This window comes from Cyclobacterium qasimii M12-11B (assembly GCF_000427295.1).
Classification (GTDB): domain Bacteria; phylum Bacteroidota; class Bacteroidia; order Cytophagales; family Cyclobacteriaceae; genus Cyclobacterium; species Cyclobacterium qasimii.
This window is the reverse complement of the sequence record NZ_ATNM01000087.1, coordinates 1-15442: the sequence shown is the minus strand read 5'-3', so window position 1 is coordinate 15442 and position 15442 is coordinate 1. Positions and strand designations below refer to the sequence as shown.

The following is a 15442-nucleotide window of genomic DNA, read 5'->3' as shown; positions in this document are numbered from 1 at the left end:
GGAAAATCAAACCAAAGTACAAAAAAATATGGGCCAAGACATCCGAATATTAAAATTTAGTGCCTACCACTACGGTTTTTTTGATATGTTGTACATGGCCATTGGGATGAAAGAGTTCTGCGGAAATCACATAATAGCCCGCGCCTACCTTTTCTCCTTTTTCGTTGGTACCATCCCAGGTATAAAATCCTTTGGCTGCCCAAAGTTCATTTTGACACAAAAGCCTTACCTGAATGCCAGTAGGAGCGAAAATCCTTAGGGTTGCCTGATAATTGGGCTGGTCCATTTTGTAGGAAATGGTCGTAAAGGGTTGCTCTCCTGCTGCATGGGGAACAAATATTTCCGGTGAGATCGTCAATCCTACCCCTGCAGCACTGCCATCATACACCTGTGAGTTTTTATAGCCGGGAGTTGCAAAATTTTCACTACCCGCAGCAGAATGCCAGTTGTTAGGGTCATTTGCCGATTTGTCCAGTGCATATCTTTCCAAAGAAATTCCTTTTGCATCCCTCAAAAAGCCATGGTGATAGTCTTCATCATAATCGAACCTTTCTGGCCATTTTTCATCAGGGTCCAATAAAACTACTGTGCCAGAACGGATGGGATAACTTGGTAGACTCATCTCCAAAACTGGACGATTTACCGCTTTTGGAAAGTAGGTGATTAGGCTTTGTCGATCTGTAGTAAGTGCCAGGTAGGAGAAGGGTTCTAGGATAAGGTCTTCAGTAGTTATTATTTTTCTGTTGTCTATTGCGCCTTCTGTGGCATTGGCCAGTTTCCAGTTTTTAAGGTTGATCAACTTACTGGAATTGTTATAGATTTCCACAAACTTGGGTGCAGCTGTTGGGGGATTGAACAGGATTTCATTTAAAATAAGTTCACCCTCTGCTGGCAAACCTGGAATTTTAATTAGAGCCGTTTTGCTTTCTTTGTCCAAAGCATTTCCCGAGCAACCCCTCCAATTTTCAACCGTAATTTCATAGGATTGATTTACTTTTAAAGAGTCTTCAAGACTTAGGATCCACTGAAAAGGGTCATTGGGGTCTTTAAAAGCATTTTTAATTTTGGTCGATGGAACAATTTCAAAATTGGCTACCTCGCCAGTGCCTTCCGCAGAAGGCTTAGAAAATTGCAATACGATTTGGTGTTTGTCCTTGACAAAAGCTTTGATCAGTTGAGGAGCAATGCGATCTGGACTGTCGTCAAAAACGGAGTTGATGGTTCCTGGGGTGCCTTTGGCCTCACTCCTGGAAGGCGCATAATTGCTTAGCCCTTCACAAGTGGCCCATGGATTGACCAATTCCAAACTATAACCGTTGGTTAGAATCTCACTGGCTAGTGGGATTTCAGGTCCATAATTCATCTTGTCCACAAGCTCGTCTTTGTGATTCAGAAGTGAAATCTCGTCTCCACCGTTCAGTAAGGTAGGCCAGGGACTTAAGCCAATCACTTTTCCGTAGTTGGTAAAAGCGGCTACTGAAGAGGATGGGCAAAGGATAATATATTCTCCTGGCTTTATATCTTCCCGGGGAAGCGTGCTTTGTGTTCTGGAATTGGCCAGTTTCATGCCTCCAAGATTAAATGTGCTGCCGGTGGAATTGAATAGTTCTATGAATTCAGAAGCAGGCAATGCGCTTCCTTCTCTAGGGGCTGGCATGAGTTCATTGATCAACAATTCTTTGAATCCGGGAATGGCTACTTGCTGATAGACAAAGTCAAAAACAATTAGGTCGATTTCATTTCCGTCCAGATCTTCGAGTTGACGGATTTCCAGGGAAAGTGCGGTACTATCTGACCAGGTATTTTCGAATTCCAAAATCACTTCTTTTCCACTGTCTTCCAAATGGACGGCTTGAGGAGCTTCATTGCTTATGCTATAGAATTGAGGGACTATGGCCAGAATAGGATCCAGTTTTTTGTCAAAATACAAAGCCAGTTGTTTGTCTGGTAGCACCACTACATCCAATAATTTTGGAGGGAGCGGGTTCCAAGATATCTCCCTTAAACTTCCAGGCAAAATCCGATTGCTGTTTAATATTCGTGGAGGGATTTTCAAGGTCAATTGAAGGCCTGTAGTAAGTGGAGGAGAAATCAGCACCTGAATTTGATTGGCATAGGTCTGACTTAAAAAGGGTTCCAATTGATATTCTTCTTCTATTAAGTGAAAAGCATTAAGCCAGGGCTGGTTTCTTTGAAGTCCTTCTTCATGATTGATCACGAGTAGCTGCTCGTTTTCTAGCCATAAATCAGTCACTCCATCTTCATAATGCAATTCCTCTTGGAATAAATTTCCCGACAGTTCTGGCTCATCTTGAATGGGAGCTATTTCAAGGGAAATGGTTTTTTCCAATGTAAAGTTTTCGGACAAATGTAGTTTGACCTGATAGGTGTTTTCCTGGCTAAGCTCCTTGGGAAACTCCCCATCGATTTTATATTGCTCCCGAAATATAACCGTAGCTGGATCATAAAATTTCGTGAATGTAATTAAGATGGATTCCTCATCCCAAATCATAGCCTTTGCTACTGAGAGTAGGCGGTTGTCAATGGTGTAAATAAGGTTTTTCGCAGCCTCTCCACTTTTGCTGGTAACGAGAGGAAGTTTTATTTCTAATGAGGTTCCAAGCCAGCCCGTCTCGTTGTTGACCGTTATTTTTTTTCCAGCATCTGTAAGCTCAAATTCGGTATACAATTGATTGTTGATCAACAATGAATCCGGTGGATTAATGTTTTTGCTCCAAATAATTTCCAAAGCATAAGGGTTGATCACAAAGGCTGTATCAATTGCCGGGGCAAGCGTATCCCAGATGAAGCGACGTTTTATCGGCTGCTTCATTTTTACTCCATAGCCGTCTTCAAGTCCATTGATGGTCAATTGGTATTCCGCACCGATAATCCATTTAAAAGGGAACTGCAATAAAACCTGTAGTTCATTGATCATTTCCAGTTCATGGGGATGTTCATTCTTGTCTTCTATCCCGTAAACTTGTGGCAATAAAGCCCATTTTGGATCCAGTGCTTTGTTGAAAGTCAACAGGAGGCTTTGGTCGGAAGGGATTTCCAGTTGCTCCAATATGATCGGTCTGGTATCCCGGATATAGGCTTTTTTTATGGTAATTCTGTCTTTACCTTCTGTGTCTTTTATACCGCGTACCAGCAAATACTGGATTTCGTTTTCCGGAATTTCTGAATCAAAGACCAAAATAAAGGTATTTTTCTCTTCCTGATCTAGCAGGACTTTGACAGGATGCATAAGGGCTGATCCAGCCGTATAATTTTCTGGGTTGGTTGCCGTTTCCAGGTTTAGGGTTTCTGAGAATATTACCTTCACCATATTGGGAGAATGAACCATGGCCGTATCCAATACATCTTCCCAATTAAAGGAAATGGTATCTGAAAGAATCTGGTTTCCTGATAGATCGGCAATATTTGTTACGGCCAAGTTGTAAGTTTCACCAATGAGCAGCGTGTCTGAAAAGCTTAGCTGAACTTCGTTTGGTGTTTCTTCAGTAACACTGGCCTGGAAACTTATTTCCTCGCTTTGAACAAACTGATAGTTAGCTGACTTCAGGGCTTCAACTGGATCAATGGCCTCATCAAATACCAAAATCAGGGTTTTTTCATCTATACCCCAGACATCCATGGCCTGTGGAGGGCTGCCATCATAGGTAAATGTAAGGGTGTTTTCTTCCATTGGCACAGCATTGCAATCCTGTAAATTGGAGATGGTCAATTCGTAACTGTCTCCGGAGATCATTGGTGCTGGAGTTGAAAGAAGCAGGGTGTAACCACCGAGTTCCAGCAGTTCCAATTCCTGCCCATTGAGTAAAAAAGTTGCTTCGGGCGATAGTTTTTGAGGAAGTGTTTTAGAAAAGATAAGCTTAATCCGGTCCGAAGCTAGAGGAAGGATTTTCAGCACTTCAAAAACTCTTGGGTCTGCCGCTTCGCTGAACCTATCGTTTATCTTTCCAGGAGTTCCCCCATCACTGGCCTGAGAAGCTTTCCAATTGTAAGGATCATTACAGTTGAGAAATGGATTGACCTGCTCAATGGACCAGCCTCCGTTTTCTTTTTCTTCATCGGCATACAGGGAGCGGTCATAGTTTAGACTATCTATCAGGTTGCCAAAACCATCTCTTAAGAAAATATCCCCTCCGCCATTTACCAAAGTTTTAAATGAATCCATGCCAGCAACCTGTCCAAAAGGCTGAAATAATTCCTGATTTGTGCTGGCACAAAGGATCAGGTATGCCTGTGGACCGAGGCTTAGCTCTGGAATTTCTGCTTCATTAATGGTGAACTTGTCTAACCTGATGGGTTTGTCAGTTCGATTGAAAAGCTCAATGAATTCTGCATTGGGCAAGATTGGGTTGGAAGGTGCTTTTCCTTTTGCGTTGGGATCAGGCATGAGCTCATTGATAACGATTGCTCCTTTTGGCGTTGGCTGGTTAAAGTCAAAAGTAAAAGTCCAGTCTTTGTATGTCTCGTCCGAGGACAAGCTTTTTATTTGTTCAAAAGTAAGCTTGTAAGTGTTGTTATAGAGGTAATCGTCAAATTTCAGGAGTACCTGATTGTCTTTTACCTGAGAAATTTGTTTGGCTTGGCCATAACTATTGTCCAGCCTTACAATTTTTGAAATCAGGGATACAGGTTGGTTGAATTCCAATAATAAGGAACTGTCTAGGTCTGTGTTTAAAAGCTTTGCAGTTAGGGATTCAATTTGTTCTACTGCGTCCGATAAGCTAAAGTCATCCAAAAATAATCTGGCTGCACTACCAGTGCCTTCTCCATAGATTGCCTCCAACTTAAACGTTATTGCCTGCCTGTTGCTGAGTGAATCAGGCAGGGGGAGGCTGTAAAGCTGATAGCCTGTATCTTCATTTGGAAAGCTATTTTCTGTGCCTATTTGGAAGGGATCACTAAATGAATTTCCTTCATCTGTAGAAAAAGATAGTGTTAAGGCAACCGGTCTGTTGCCAGATCCGTTGTTTTTAGTCTTGGCCCAAAAGGAAATTGTAGGACGTTGTAACCCAACAGTCAATGTTTTTATGTAAATTTGCGCATTGAAACTACCGGTAGTTTGGATACCCAGCGCCTTGGAATTAGCGATTCCTTCGCCTACAGCCTGAAAGACCCTGGATTTTTCTGCGCGAATCAGATTAGCTGACCAGCCAGTTAAAAAATCATAAGGGTAGGAGGCAATGGTAAATTCAGCTTCAAAATCCTGATTGGTTAAAATTTCGGATTGAGTTGAAATTGAAAAACCAAATAGAGGTATAGCGATGAAAGTCCAAATTAAAACAATGGTTTTCATAGCTTTAAGATAACTAAAAGTATACTAAATAAGTATTTACATAGAAGAATTTTTTCTCGGGACGATACCGGGAAAGTTTAATCGGTCAAAATTATAATCAAAATGAAGTTAGCCGTAGTTGGAGCCACCGGACTGGTAGGCTCAGAAATTCTAGAAGTGCTTGGAGAGCACAATTTTCCTTTCGATGAATTATTGTTGGTTGCCTCTGAGCGTTCTGCAGGGAAAAAGATTGCTTATAAAGGTAAGGAGTATACGGTAATTGGCCTGAAACAGGCAGTAGCAGAAAAGCCTGATGTGGCAATTTTCTCTGCTGGTGGTGGTACTTCATTAGAGTGGGCACCTCAGTTTTCTGAGGCTGGTACAATAGTGATTGACAATTCTTCTGCTTGGAGAATGGATCCTTCAAAAAAATTGGTGGTACCAGAAATTAACGGTAAAAGCCTTAGAATTGATGACCGTATCATCGCCAATCCAAATTGCTCTACCATCCAGATGGTACTGGCATTGGCACCCTTACATGAAAAATATGGTATCAAAAGAATTGTGGTATCTACTTACCAGTCTGTGACGGGTACAGGTAAAGATGCCGTAGATCAAATGATGGCTGAAAGAAGTGGAGAAACTGCGAAGATGGTCTATCCTTATAAAATTGATTTGAATGTACTGCCTCATATTGATGTGTTCCAGGAAAATGGATACACCAAAGAGGAGATGAAGATGATCAATGAAACCAAAAAGATATTTGAAGATGATTCCATTCAGGTTACTGCTACAGCCGTAAGAATTCCTGTGATGGGAGGCCATTCCGAAGCTGTAAATGTTGAATTCCATAAGGATTTTGATCTTACTGAACTTAGAGCGCTATTGTCAAATACCCCTGGAATTATCGTTGAAGATGATCCTGCAAACAACATCTATCCGATGCCTTTGAATGCCCATAAAAAGGATGAGGTATTTGTTGGAAGGTTGAGAAGGGACGAGACGCAAGCCAATACACTTAATATGTGGATTGTAGCGGATAACCTTAGAAAAGGGGCGGCTACCAATGCAGTCCAGATTGCCGAGTATTTATTGGAACACAGCATGGTTTAAGTGAACCTTGAAAATATATATCATCAGGAATTGATGCAATTTGTGCAGGATCATCTTACGGAAGATCCTGCACATTTGCTTTTAAGCCATAAGTCCCTTCCAGGGATGGACTTAAAAGCAGCAGCACAGCAAATTGCCATGAGGCAAAAGGCGGCTAAAAAGCTTCCTTTCTGGGCGAGTCACCCATCCCTTATTTTTCCGCCTTCCTTGTCTATGGAACAATGTTCCTCCGAGTTAACGGCCAAGTACAAAGCCAGGCTTGTGGCAGGAAAGACTTTTATTGACCTCACAGGAGGTTTTGCTGTAGATACTTTTTATATAGGCCAGCATTTTACGGATGTTACCTACATCGAAAGACAAGAAGAACTGGTTGAACTTGCCCAACACAACCTTGCCAAGCTATTTGGAGATCAGGATATTAAATTAAAAGTGGTTCATCAGGAATCTGTTCATTATATCCAGGAGACCCAGGAAAAATACGATGTGCTCTATATTGATCCGGCAAGAAGGGGGACAGGAAATCAAAAAATGTATCGGCTTGAAGACCTTGAACCAGATATCACCCAAAACTGGGATTTGTTCCATCAAAAAGCCAAGGTGCTTTTGATAAAAGCTTCTCCCATGCTTGACATTCATGCGGCGCTCATTGCTTTGCCAGAAGTAAATGAGGTGCATGTAGTGGGGGTTAAAAACGAGGTAAAGGAACTGCTTTTTCTATCCACTGATTCAAAGGGGCCTGTTAAAATAATAGCTACGGAACTAAGTGGTAATAGTGAGCAACAATTCTCATTTACGCTTGATGAAGAATTAAATGCAGTTGTCAAATATTCTTTGCCGCAAAAATACCTGGTGTTGCCTTATTCCTGCATTCTGAAAACGGGCGCCTTTAAAAGCTTCGCTGTTCGGTTTGGGTTAAGTAAACTGCATCCACATACCCATCTATATACTACAAATGAATTGCCAGATCCAGTGAATGGGAGGGTTTTTGAAGTTTTGGAGGAGTTGAAGTTGGATAAGAAAATCCTTAAAGCACGTTTCCCAGATTGGAAGGTAAATGTATTGACACGGAATTTCCCAATAAAGCCTGACCTTATCAAAAAGCGGTACAAGCTTAAAGATGGTGGGAATGAATATTTAATTGCCTGTACATTAATGGATGGTCAAACTTCTGTATTGAGGTGTAGACTTTCGCAAGAAAGTAAATAAACTAAAATCCCTCTTTGTTTTAAAGGAGGCAGGGGGATTTTTTTGTACTTACTCGTCCTAAAATTAGTTTACCGATTATTGTTTAAATACTGGTATAGGTTTACAATCCCGTATAAATCCCCCTAGCCCCCTTTAAGGGGGAATTGCGGCAAAATGACAATTTAAGCTCTTTTGGTTTCATTGTTACGGGCTGAGGAAATATAAGATCAGGTACGCACTCGTAAGTCTTGAAAGCACAATATCCCCCTTTTCTTCAAAGGGGGATTTTTTCGTAAACATTCTAAAATATAAGCTTGAGATAGTATGACAATGATCCGAGATTGCTGCACCCTTTCCCTCCACTGAATCTCCCCAAAAAGGGTTCGCAGTGATTTAACCTTTCATTAGGTTTTGACTTAGAGTATTTTAGCTTAATAGTAAACTTTCTTTCAAATCAATTTCCTTTTATAAGAAAAAATTTTACCTTTGTTAACCAAACGGTTAAACCAAACAGTTAAATGGCCGAAAAAAAGTTTAATCAAGATACAGAGGTAAAAATCCTGGAAGCTGCCAAGGAGGTTTTCCAGCAAAAAGGGATGGATGGAGCCCGAATGCAGGAGATTGCAAATGGTGCCGGCATTAATAAAGCCATGTTGCATTATTATTTCAGAAGTAAACAATTGCTTTTCGAAGCGGTATTCAAAAGCGTTTTTTCTTTATTGGCTCCCCAGCTCAATAAAATCCTGAATGATGATTCTAGCATTGAAGATAAGATAAAAGGTTTTACCCATAATTATATTTCCTTTATCAAAAAGCATCCCTATTTGCCGAATTTCATTATCCAGGAGATCAATCGTAATCCTGGTTTTTTTGAATCAATTCAAAAAAACAATGGTTTCCCATCACTGGATAAATTTAAAAAACAAGTAGCAAACGAAGTCGAACAAGGAATTTTGAGACCCACTGATGGGGAGCAATTATTTTTAAGTATTGTCTCGTTGAATATATTTCCCTTTGTGGCGAAGCCTCTTATTAAGGGGTTTTTGAAATTGGGAGACGATGAATTTGAAAAGTTAATGGAACAACGTAAAACTGTTGTTTCAGATTTTATTATCAACTCAATAAAAAAAACATGAAAGGGATTTTAACCTTTATCCTGGGCATGGTCCCCCTTCTTTTACCTGCACAGCAGTCATTGACATTGGAGGAGTGCCTTTCCCTTGCTGAAAAAAATTATCCGCTTGGACGTCAAAAGGTTTTGTTGGAGCAACAGTATCAGTCTGAGGTCAATGTCCTCGAGATGCAGAAACTTCCAAAACTGGATTTGAATGCGCAGTCCACCTATCAATCTGAAGTCACCAGGATTCCTATTGATTTGCCCAATACCACCATCCAACCTCCGAATAAGGATCAGTACAGGGCAACGCTGGATGTTAACCAATTGATTTATAATGGTGGAAATATAGCGGCAAATGCCAGGTTGAAAGAGGCAGAATTAAAAACCCGACAGCAAGAGGTGGAGGTTACCATTTATCAGGTTAAAGAGCGTGTCAATGGTACTTTCTTTAATGTTTTACTCCTTCAGGAGCAAGAAAAGCTTTTGGATTCAAAAATGAAATTATTGCAGGAGCGCTTCAACGAAGGGGTGTCTGCTGTAAAGAATGGAATGGCACTACCTTCCTCCACTCAGCTCTTACAAGCTGAGATTTTACTACTGGAGCAACAAAAAGTTCACCTCAAATACGAACGCAAAAAAGCTTTGGAAAGCCTGTCCTCCCTAATTTTTAAGGAAATAAACTTGAAAGACACACTGGTAAAACCTGAGATTTTATTGTCTTCAAATAACCCTTTAAATCGACCGGAACTAAAACTATTTGAGTACAAGGAATATCAGTTAGAACTTTCTAAGGATTTAATTGATAAAGAAAAATCCCCCAGTGTAATGGGATTTGCACAAGCAGGTTATGGAAATCCTGGTTTAAATATGCTGGACAATTCCTTTCAGGATTTTTATATGGTAGGCTTAAAGTTTAACTGGAGGTTATTTGACTGGGGCAAGGCTCAGGAAAAAAAGCACAGTGTAGAAGCATTGAAGCAAGTAGTGGCTACAGAAAGAGAAACATTTGTGCTTAACAATGAAATCCAATTGCAAGAAGCTTTGGAGGATATTAGCAAGTACAAGGAAATTCTTCAGCATGATGCATCCATAGTAAATTTGCGGGAAGCAGTAATTGCATCAAAAACCTCCCAATTTCAAAATGGAATCATTACTTCTTCTGCCTATATCATTGATCTCAATAAGCTTTATGATGCAAAAATTAATCAAAAGTTGACCGAATTACAATGGGTGATGAGTCAAGCCAGGTATCAATTAATTAAGGGTGACTTTTAAAATGCGAATAAAAATGAAAACCTTCAAACTATTTTTATCAAGTATTCTTCTAATGGGTGTCCTATCCTGTAACGATGAAGAGAAAGCAGATGGTTATGGCAATTTTGAGGCAACTGAAATTACCGTTTCAGCCGAATCTGCTGGGAAGCTATTGTTCTTAACCGTCGAGGAGGGGCAAGTGATCGAAGAGGGGGCCATGGTAGGTTTAGTAGATACCTTGTCTTTGTTTTTGAACAAGCAACAACTGTTGGCCTCAAAGGAAACGGTATTCTCAAAATCCGGAAGTGTTTCTTCGCAGATTAATGTGCTTAAAGAACAATTAAAAAATGCAGTTTTAGAATTTGACCGTGTCTCAAAAATGATTGCCGATGGAGCTGCCACCCAGCAACAATTAGATCGAGGGAGCAACCAGGTGGAAGTACTTAAAAGACAGATTAAAAACGTACAAACCCAGCAATTGCCTATTGAGAAAGAGGCATTGTCTTTTGATGCCCGTATCGCTCAGATCGATCACCAAATTGCTCAAAGTACCCTTAAGAACCCAATTAATGGAACTGTTTTGGGAAAATTCGCTGAGGCAGGTGAAGTCGTTGCTTTTGGAAAACCGCTCTATAAAATTGCTGACCTGAACGAGATGCTTTTAAGGGTTTACATCAGCGAAACACAATTACCCAATATCACCATTGGGAAAGATGTAAGCGTGAAGATAGATTCAGATGACGGGATGAAAGCCTACAAGGGTACTGTTAGCTGGGTTTCATCAACTGCAGAGTTTACCCCTAAAATTATCCAAACAAAAGAAGAAAGAGTAAACCTGGTCTATGCAGTAAAAATTAATGTAAAAAATGATGGAAGCCTTAAAATAGGTATGCCAGCAGAAATGTGGATAGAAAAAACCGAGACAGAATAATAAACAATACAAAATTTAGACAATTTTCACTATGGAAAAACATGAATACAATGTAGATCTCAATTGGCAAGTAGATAGAAAAGGCCTAATGTGTTCTCCTGAATTTGAAGAGAATGATGCTGGAAGTTCTAATTGTATAGAAGTGGCCACCCCTCCGGAATTCCCTAAGGGGATGCCCAATATTTGGTCCCCTGAACATTTATTTACTGCTTCAGTATGTAGTTGTTTGATGACCACTTTTTTGGCAATTGCGGAAAACAGTAAGCTGGCCTTTTCAGCATTTAGCTGTAGTGCCAAGGGGGTATTGGATAAAGTTGATGGCAAATTTGCCATGACGGAAATTATTTTATCCCCAACAGTGACGATTGACGATGAAAAAGACAGAGAACGCGCGGAACGAATTGTGCAGAAGTCGGAAGCTGCTTGTTTAATATCTAATTCTATAAAATCTAAGATCTCCCTGCATATTACCATTAATATAAAGCCATAACAATGGGGATATCCCTTGACAATATCAGCAAATCCTATAAGGGATTTAAAGCCATTCAGAATATATCATTTGAGGTGAAACCCGGTGAATTATTTGGAATTATCGGCCCTGATGGAGCTGGGAAAACCACCTTGTTTAGGATTCTAACCACCTTGCTCGTAGCAGATTCAGGAACTGCCAGCGTAGCCGGAATGGATGTAGTGAAGGATTATATTGGTATTCGAAAATCTGTGGGCTATATGCCTGGGAAATTTTCCTTGTATCAGGACCTGACGGTGGAAGAAAACCTGCAATTTTTTGCCACCATTTTCGGGACTACGCTTGAAGAAAACTATGATTTAATCAAGGACATTTATGAACAGATAGAACCCTTTAAAACCCGCCGTGCAGGGAAATTATCTGGAGGGATGAAGCAAAAGCTTGCCCTTTGTTGTGCTTTGATTCATAAACCCAAGGTGCTTTTTCTAGATGAACCTACCACTGGTGTAGATCCGGTGTCAAGGAAGGAATTTTGGGACATGCTGAAGCGCCTTCAGGAAAAGGAAATCACGATTTTGGTTTCCACTCCTTATATGGATGAAGCTGCTTTGTGCGATAGGGTGGCCCTCATGCAAGATGGGCAGCTCCTTGAAATTGACAGTCCGAAGCATATTGTGCAAAAGTACCCTAAAGCAGTTTATGAAATCGGGGCAAAGGAAAGGCATAAATTAATACAAGTACTCCGGGATTTCCCAAACTTGTACAGTGTCTATCCTTTTGGGGAGTTCGTCCATTATACGGATAAGCGGACCGATTTAGAAATACCTGAATTGGAAAATTACCTGAAATCAAAGGGGCTTTCAGAAATTTATATTGGGCTTACCGAACCTACCATTGAGGATGTATTTATGGAATTGGCAAGAAAATGAGCGAAGAAAATGTTATAAAGGTCGTAGAATTGACGAAAAAGTTTGGCGCTTTTCTAGCTGTTGATGCCATAAGCTTTGAGGTAAAAGCGGGTGAGATATTTGGCTTTCTGGGGGCGAATGGGGCAGGAAAAACCACGGCCATGAAAATGCTTATTGGAATTTCGAAACCCAGCTCTGGTGAAGCAAGTGTAGCAGGCTTTGACGTCTATACCCAAACGGAGCTTATCAAGAAAAACATTGGCTATATGAGCCAGAAGTTTGCGCTTTACGATGATTTAACGGTAAGGGAGAACATTACCTTTTTTGGTGGGATTTACGGTTTGTCCCGATCCACCATAAAGGAAAAAATAAAGGTATTAGTAGCTGACCTGAAATTAGAAAATATCATAGACCAATTGGTTGGTGCTTTGCCCTTGGGCTGGAAGCAAAAATTATCTTTCTCTGTTTCCCTTTTGCATGACCCAAAAATCGTTTTTCTGGACGAGCCCACTGGAGGTGTTGACCCGATTACCAGAAGGCAGTTTTGGGAAATGATCTACCATGCTGCAGACAAAGGCACGACCATATTTGTAACGACACATTATATGGACGAGGCGGAGTATTGCGACAGGGTATCTATCATGGTCAATGGAAAAATTGAAGCCATGGATCGTCCAAAACGATTAAAAGAGCAATATGAAGCAAGTAACCTTAATGAAGTTTTTCTGCAATTGGCACGTAACAGTAACCCGGAATAAATAAAAAGAAATTTAATTTTTCGAAATGAAGCGTTTTATTGGTTTTGTAAGGAAGGAATTCTACCATATCTACAGGGATAAAAGGTCACTTTTTATCCTTTTTGGGATGCCTATTGCTCAAATTTTATTATTTGGATTCGCCATTACCAATGAAATCAATAAGGTGGAAATTGCTATCCTTGATCATGCGAAGGATGCCACAACCATTGAAATTATTCATAAAATGGCTTCTTCCAAATACTTTTCTATCAATCGATACTTAGATGCTGAATCCCAAGTAGAGGGTGTTTTCAAACAAGGGAAAATTAAGGCAGTAATAAATTTTGAAAAGGACTTTGGCGAAAAGCTTATAAAAGAGGGGCAATCGACCATACAAGTAATTGCAGATGCAACTGATCCAAATACAGCCAACTCTATTACCAATTATATTCAAGCCATCATTCAGCAATACAATCAATCTATAAATAACAATCAAGCAGGGAGCAGTCAAGTCTTTATGCAAACTCATATGGCATTCAATCCTGAAATTAAGAGTGTTTTTATGTTTGTACCAGGTGTGATGACGATTATTCTAATGTTGGTTTCTGCCATGATGACGTCCATATCCATCACACGAGAAAAGGAGTTAGGCACCATGGAAATTTTGCTGGTATCTCCTCTAAAACCCTTTCAGGTGGTTTTAGGTAAGGTTGTACCTTATATTTTGCTTTCCATCATTAATGCCATAATCATCGTATTGCTAAGCATTTTTATATTTAAGATGCCGGTTCAGGGAAGCTTAATTCTGCTGGGTTTAGAAAGTGTATTATTCATTATTACCTCATTGTCTTTGGGGATTTTAATATCAACCATAGCTGAGACCCAACAGACGGCCATGATGATCTCATTAATGGGACTGATGTTGCCTGTAATCCTCTTGTCCGGGTTTATTTTTCCTATTTCCAGTATGCCACTGCCCTTACAGCTTATTAGCAATACCATTCCGGCCAAATGGTTTATCATTATCATTAAAGGGATCATGTTAAAAGGAGTAGGGATAGCCTTTATTTGGAAAGAGACTGCGATTCTTATTGGAATGACACTATTTTTTATGGGAGTTAGTATCTACAAATATAAAATCAGGTTGGAATAATGAAAACCATCGGATATTTGATTCAAAAAGAGTTCAAGCAGATCTTTAGAAATAAAGGTATGCTTCCTATTATATTTATTTTGCCTATCATTCAACTTCTAATTCTTTCAAATGCAGCCACTTATGAAGTAAAGGACATTAATTTCGGATACATTGATTCGGATCGCAGCAGTTCCTCTCGGGCGTTGATTGAGAAGTTCAGTTCTTCTTCTTACTTCAATCTACTGCCTCCCTTTTCCTCTTTTGAAGAGGCAAATTCAGCAATGCTTGAAGGCAAGGTAAATGTCATTTTAGAAATCCCCAATAATTTTGAACGAGCGCTGATAAAGAATAAAAAAACGGGCTTAGGGCTCACCGTTGATGCCATAGATGGAGCAGCTGCAGGGGTGGAGAGTGTTTATGTTAATCAAATTGTGCAGGGCTTTAACCAAAGTATTTCACTCCATGCTGCTAATGGAAACAGTGGAAATGGGTCTTCTGGGGTCATCACGATTATTCCCTCTTATTGGTACAACATCACCCTGGATTATAAAACTTTTATGGTGCCGGGTATTTTGGTGCTCCTGGTCACCATGATCACCTTGTTTCTTTCGGGAATGAACATTGTCCGTGAAAAAGAGGTCGGAACATTGGAACAAATAAATGTAACCCCTATCAAAAAGAGTCAATTCATTATCGGTAAGCTCTTCCCATTTTGGATTATAGGCTTGGGTTTGTTGACCATTGGGCTGGTGCTTGCAAAAATTATTTTTGATATTCCCATACTTGGGAGTTTGGGCATCCTCTATTTTTATACGGCTATTTATTTATTGGTGATTCTGGGTATTGGTCTTTTTATTTCCAATTTCACAGACACCCAACAGCAAGCCATGTTTATTGCCTGGTTTTTTATCGTGATTTTTATTCTTATGAGTGGCTTGTTCACGCCCATAGAGAGCATGCCAAAATGGGCGCAAATGATTACGACCTTTAATCCCATTCGGTATTTTGTGGAGGTGGTAAGAATGGTAATGTTAAAGGGCGCGGGATTTACAGACATTCTTCCTCAGTTATGGAAGACCCTGGCTTATGCTATTTTAGTCAATGGATTGGCCGTATTAAGTTATAAAAAAGTCAATTAACCTGGATTTGTACACCAGGAAAAATGTAACGTAATGAAAATAACTTGAATGATTTAGTCAGCATTGTTGCAGAAAAAAAGCAATAATACTACCAAAATTATTCAATATGCTTAAGAAAAAATACCCCCTTTGTCCCCCTTAGAGAAGGGGGATTTTGAGTTTTT

At 40.0% G+C, this 15442-nt stretch carries 11 protein-coding genes; 10 read left to right on the top strand and 1 reads right to left on the bottom strand.

The features are described from left to right. Window positions 1-49 precede the first annotated feature (49 nt). Complete coding sequence (locus ADICYQ_RS08380) at window positions 50-5311, bottom strand: lamin tail domain-containing protein (protein WP_020893636.1); 5262 nt, start codon at window positions 5309-5311, stop codon at window positions 50-52. Between the two features lie 102 nt (window positions 5312-5413). On the opposite strand from ADICYQ_RS08380, the gene ADICYQ_RS08375 reads away from it, so the two are divergent. The 10 genes from ADICYQ_RS08375 (at window position 5414) to ADICYQ_RS08330 (ending at window position 15278) form a co-directional block, all read left to right on the top strand. Next, window positions 5414-6403 (top strand): aspartate-semialdehyde dehydrogenase, encoded by a 990-nt coding sequence (locus ADICYQ_RS08375; RefSeq protein WP_020893635.1) that lies wholly within the window; start codon window positions 5414-5416, stop codon window positions 6401-6403. Continuing rightward, complete coding sequence (locus tag ADICYQ_RS08370; RefSeq protein ID WP_040415221.1) at window positions 6404-7609, top strand: class I SAM-dependent methyltransferase; 1206 nt, start codon at window positions 6404-6406, stop codon at window positions 7607-7609. It begins immediately after the preceding gene. A 497-nt stretch (window positions 7610-8106) separates the two neighbouring features. Next, window positions 8107-8724: a TetR/AcrR family transcriptional regulator gene (locus ADICYQ_RS08365; RefSeq protein ID WP_020893633.1), complete on the top strand. Its 618-nt coding sequence runs from the start codon at window positions 8107-8109 to the stop codon at window positions 8722-8724. Then, complete coding sequence (locus ADICYQ_RS08360) at window positions 8721-9980, top strand: TolC family protein (RefSeq protein ID WP_020893632.1); 1260 nt, start codon at window positions 8721-8723, stop codon at window positions 9978-9980. The genes ADICYQ_RS08365 and ADICYQ_RS08360 overlap by 4 nt, the downstream gene beginning before the upstream one ends. 13 nt (window positions 9981-9993) lie before the next feature. After that, window positions 9994-10890 carry an HlyD family secretion protein gene (locus ADICYQ_RS08355; protein ID WP_020893631.1) on the top strand — a complete coding sequence of 299 codons (897 nt, stop codon included), beginning with the start codon at window positions 9994-9996 and terminating at the stop codon, window positions 10888-10890. A 31-nt stretch (window positions 10891-10921) separates the two neighbouring features. Next, window positions 10922-11380 carry an OsmC family protein gene (locus ADICYQ_RS08350; protein WP_020893630.1) on the top strand — a complete coding sequence of 153 codons (459 nt, stop codon included), beginning with the start codon at window positions 10922-10924 and terminating at the stop codon, window positions 11378-11380. A gap of 2 nt (window positions 11381-11382) precedes the next feature. Further along, a complete protein-coding gene (locus ADICYQ_RS08345; protein ID WP_020893629.1) occupies window positions 11383-12288 on the top strand; it encodes an ABC transporter ATP-binding protein in 906 nt (301 codons plus the stop codon). Further along, window positions 12285-13025, top strand: coding sequence for an ABC transporter ATP-binding protein (locus tag ADICYQ_RS08340; RefSeq protein ID WP_020893628.1), 741 nt, complete (start codon window positions 12285-12287; stop codon window positions 13023-13025). Before ADICYQ_RS08345 ends, ADICYQ_RS08340 begins: the two co-directional genes overlap by 4 nt. A gap of 25 nt (window positions 13026-13050) precedes the next feature. Further along, window positions 13051-14157 carry an ABC transporter permease gene (locus ADICYQ_RS08335; protein WP_020893626.1) on the top strand — a complete coding sequence of 369 codons (1107 nt, stop codon included), beginning with the start codon at window positions 13051-13053 and terminating at the stop codon, window positions 14155-14157. Then, on the top strand, window positions 14157-15278 hold the full coding sequence (locus ADICYQ_RS08330) for an ABC transporter permease (RefSeq protein ID WP_040415219.1): 1122 nt from the start codon (window positions 14157-14159) through the stop codon (window positions 15276-15278). The genes ADICYQ_RS08335 and ADICYQ_RS08330 overlap by 1 nt, the downstream gene beginning before the upstream one ends. Window positions 15279-15442: the final 164 nt, after the last annotated feature.

Excerpts from the sequence above, each read along its gene's own strand:
- ADICYQ_RS08380 (WP_020893636.1), bottom strand. The coding sequence starts at position 5,311 with ATGAAAACCATTGTTTTAATTTGGACTTTCATCGCTATACCTCTATTT.
- ADICYQ_RS08345 (WP_020893629.1), top strand. The coding sequence starts at position 11,383 with ATGGGGATATCCCTTGACAATATCAGCAAATCCTATAAGGGATTTAAA.
- ADICYQ_RS08365 (WP_020893633.1), top strand. The coding sequence starts at position 8,107 with ATGGCCGAAAAAAAGTTTAATCAAGATACAGAGGTAAAAATCCTGGAA.
- ADICYQ_RS08355 (WP_020893631.1), top strand. The coding sequence starts at position 9,994 with ATGAAAACCTTCAAACTATTTTTATCAAGTATTCTTCTAATGGGTGTC.
- ADICYQ_RS08360 (WP_020893632.1), top strand. The coding sequence starts at position 8,721 with ATGAAAGGGATTTTAACCTTTATCCTGGGCATGGTCCCCCTTCTTTTA.
- ADICYQ_RS08375 (WP_020893635.1), top strand. The coding sequence starts at position 5,414 with ATGAAGTTAGCCGTAGTTGGAGCCACCGGACTGGTAGGCTCAGAAATT.
- ADICYQ_RS08340 (WP_020893628.1), top strand. The coding sequence starts at position 12,285 with ATGAGCGAAGAAAATGTTATAAAGGTCGTAGAATTGACGAAAAAGTTT.
- ADICYQ_RS08330 (WP_040415219.1), top strand. The coding sequence starts at position 14,157 with ATGAAAACCATCGGATATTTGATTCAAAAAGAGTTCAAGCAGATCTTT.
- ADICYQ_RS08335 (WP_020893626.1), top strand. The coding sequence starts at position 13,051 with ATGAAGCGTTTTATTGGTTTTGTAAGGAAGGAATTCTACCATATCTAC.
- ADICYQ_RS08350 (WP_020893630.1), top strand. The coding sequence starts at position 10,922 with ATGGAAAAACATGAATACAATGTAGATCTCAATTGGCAAGTAGATAGA.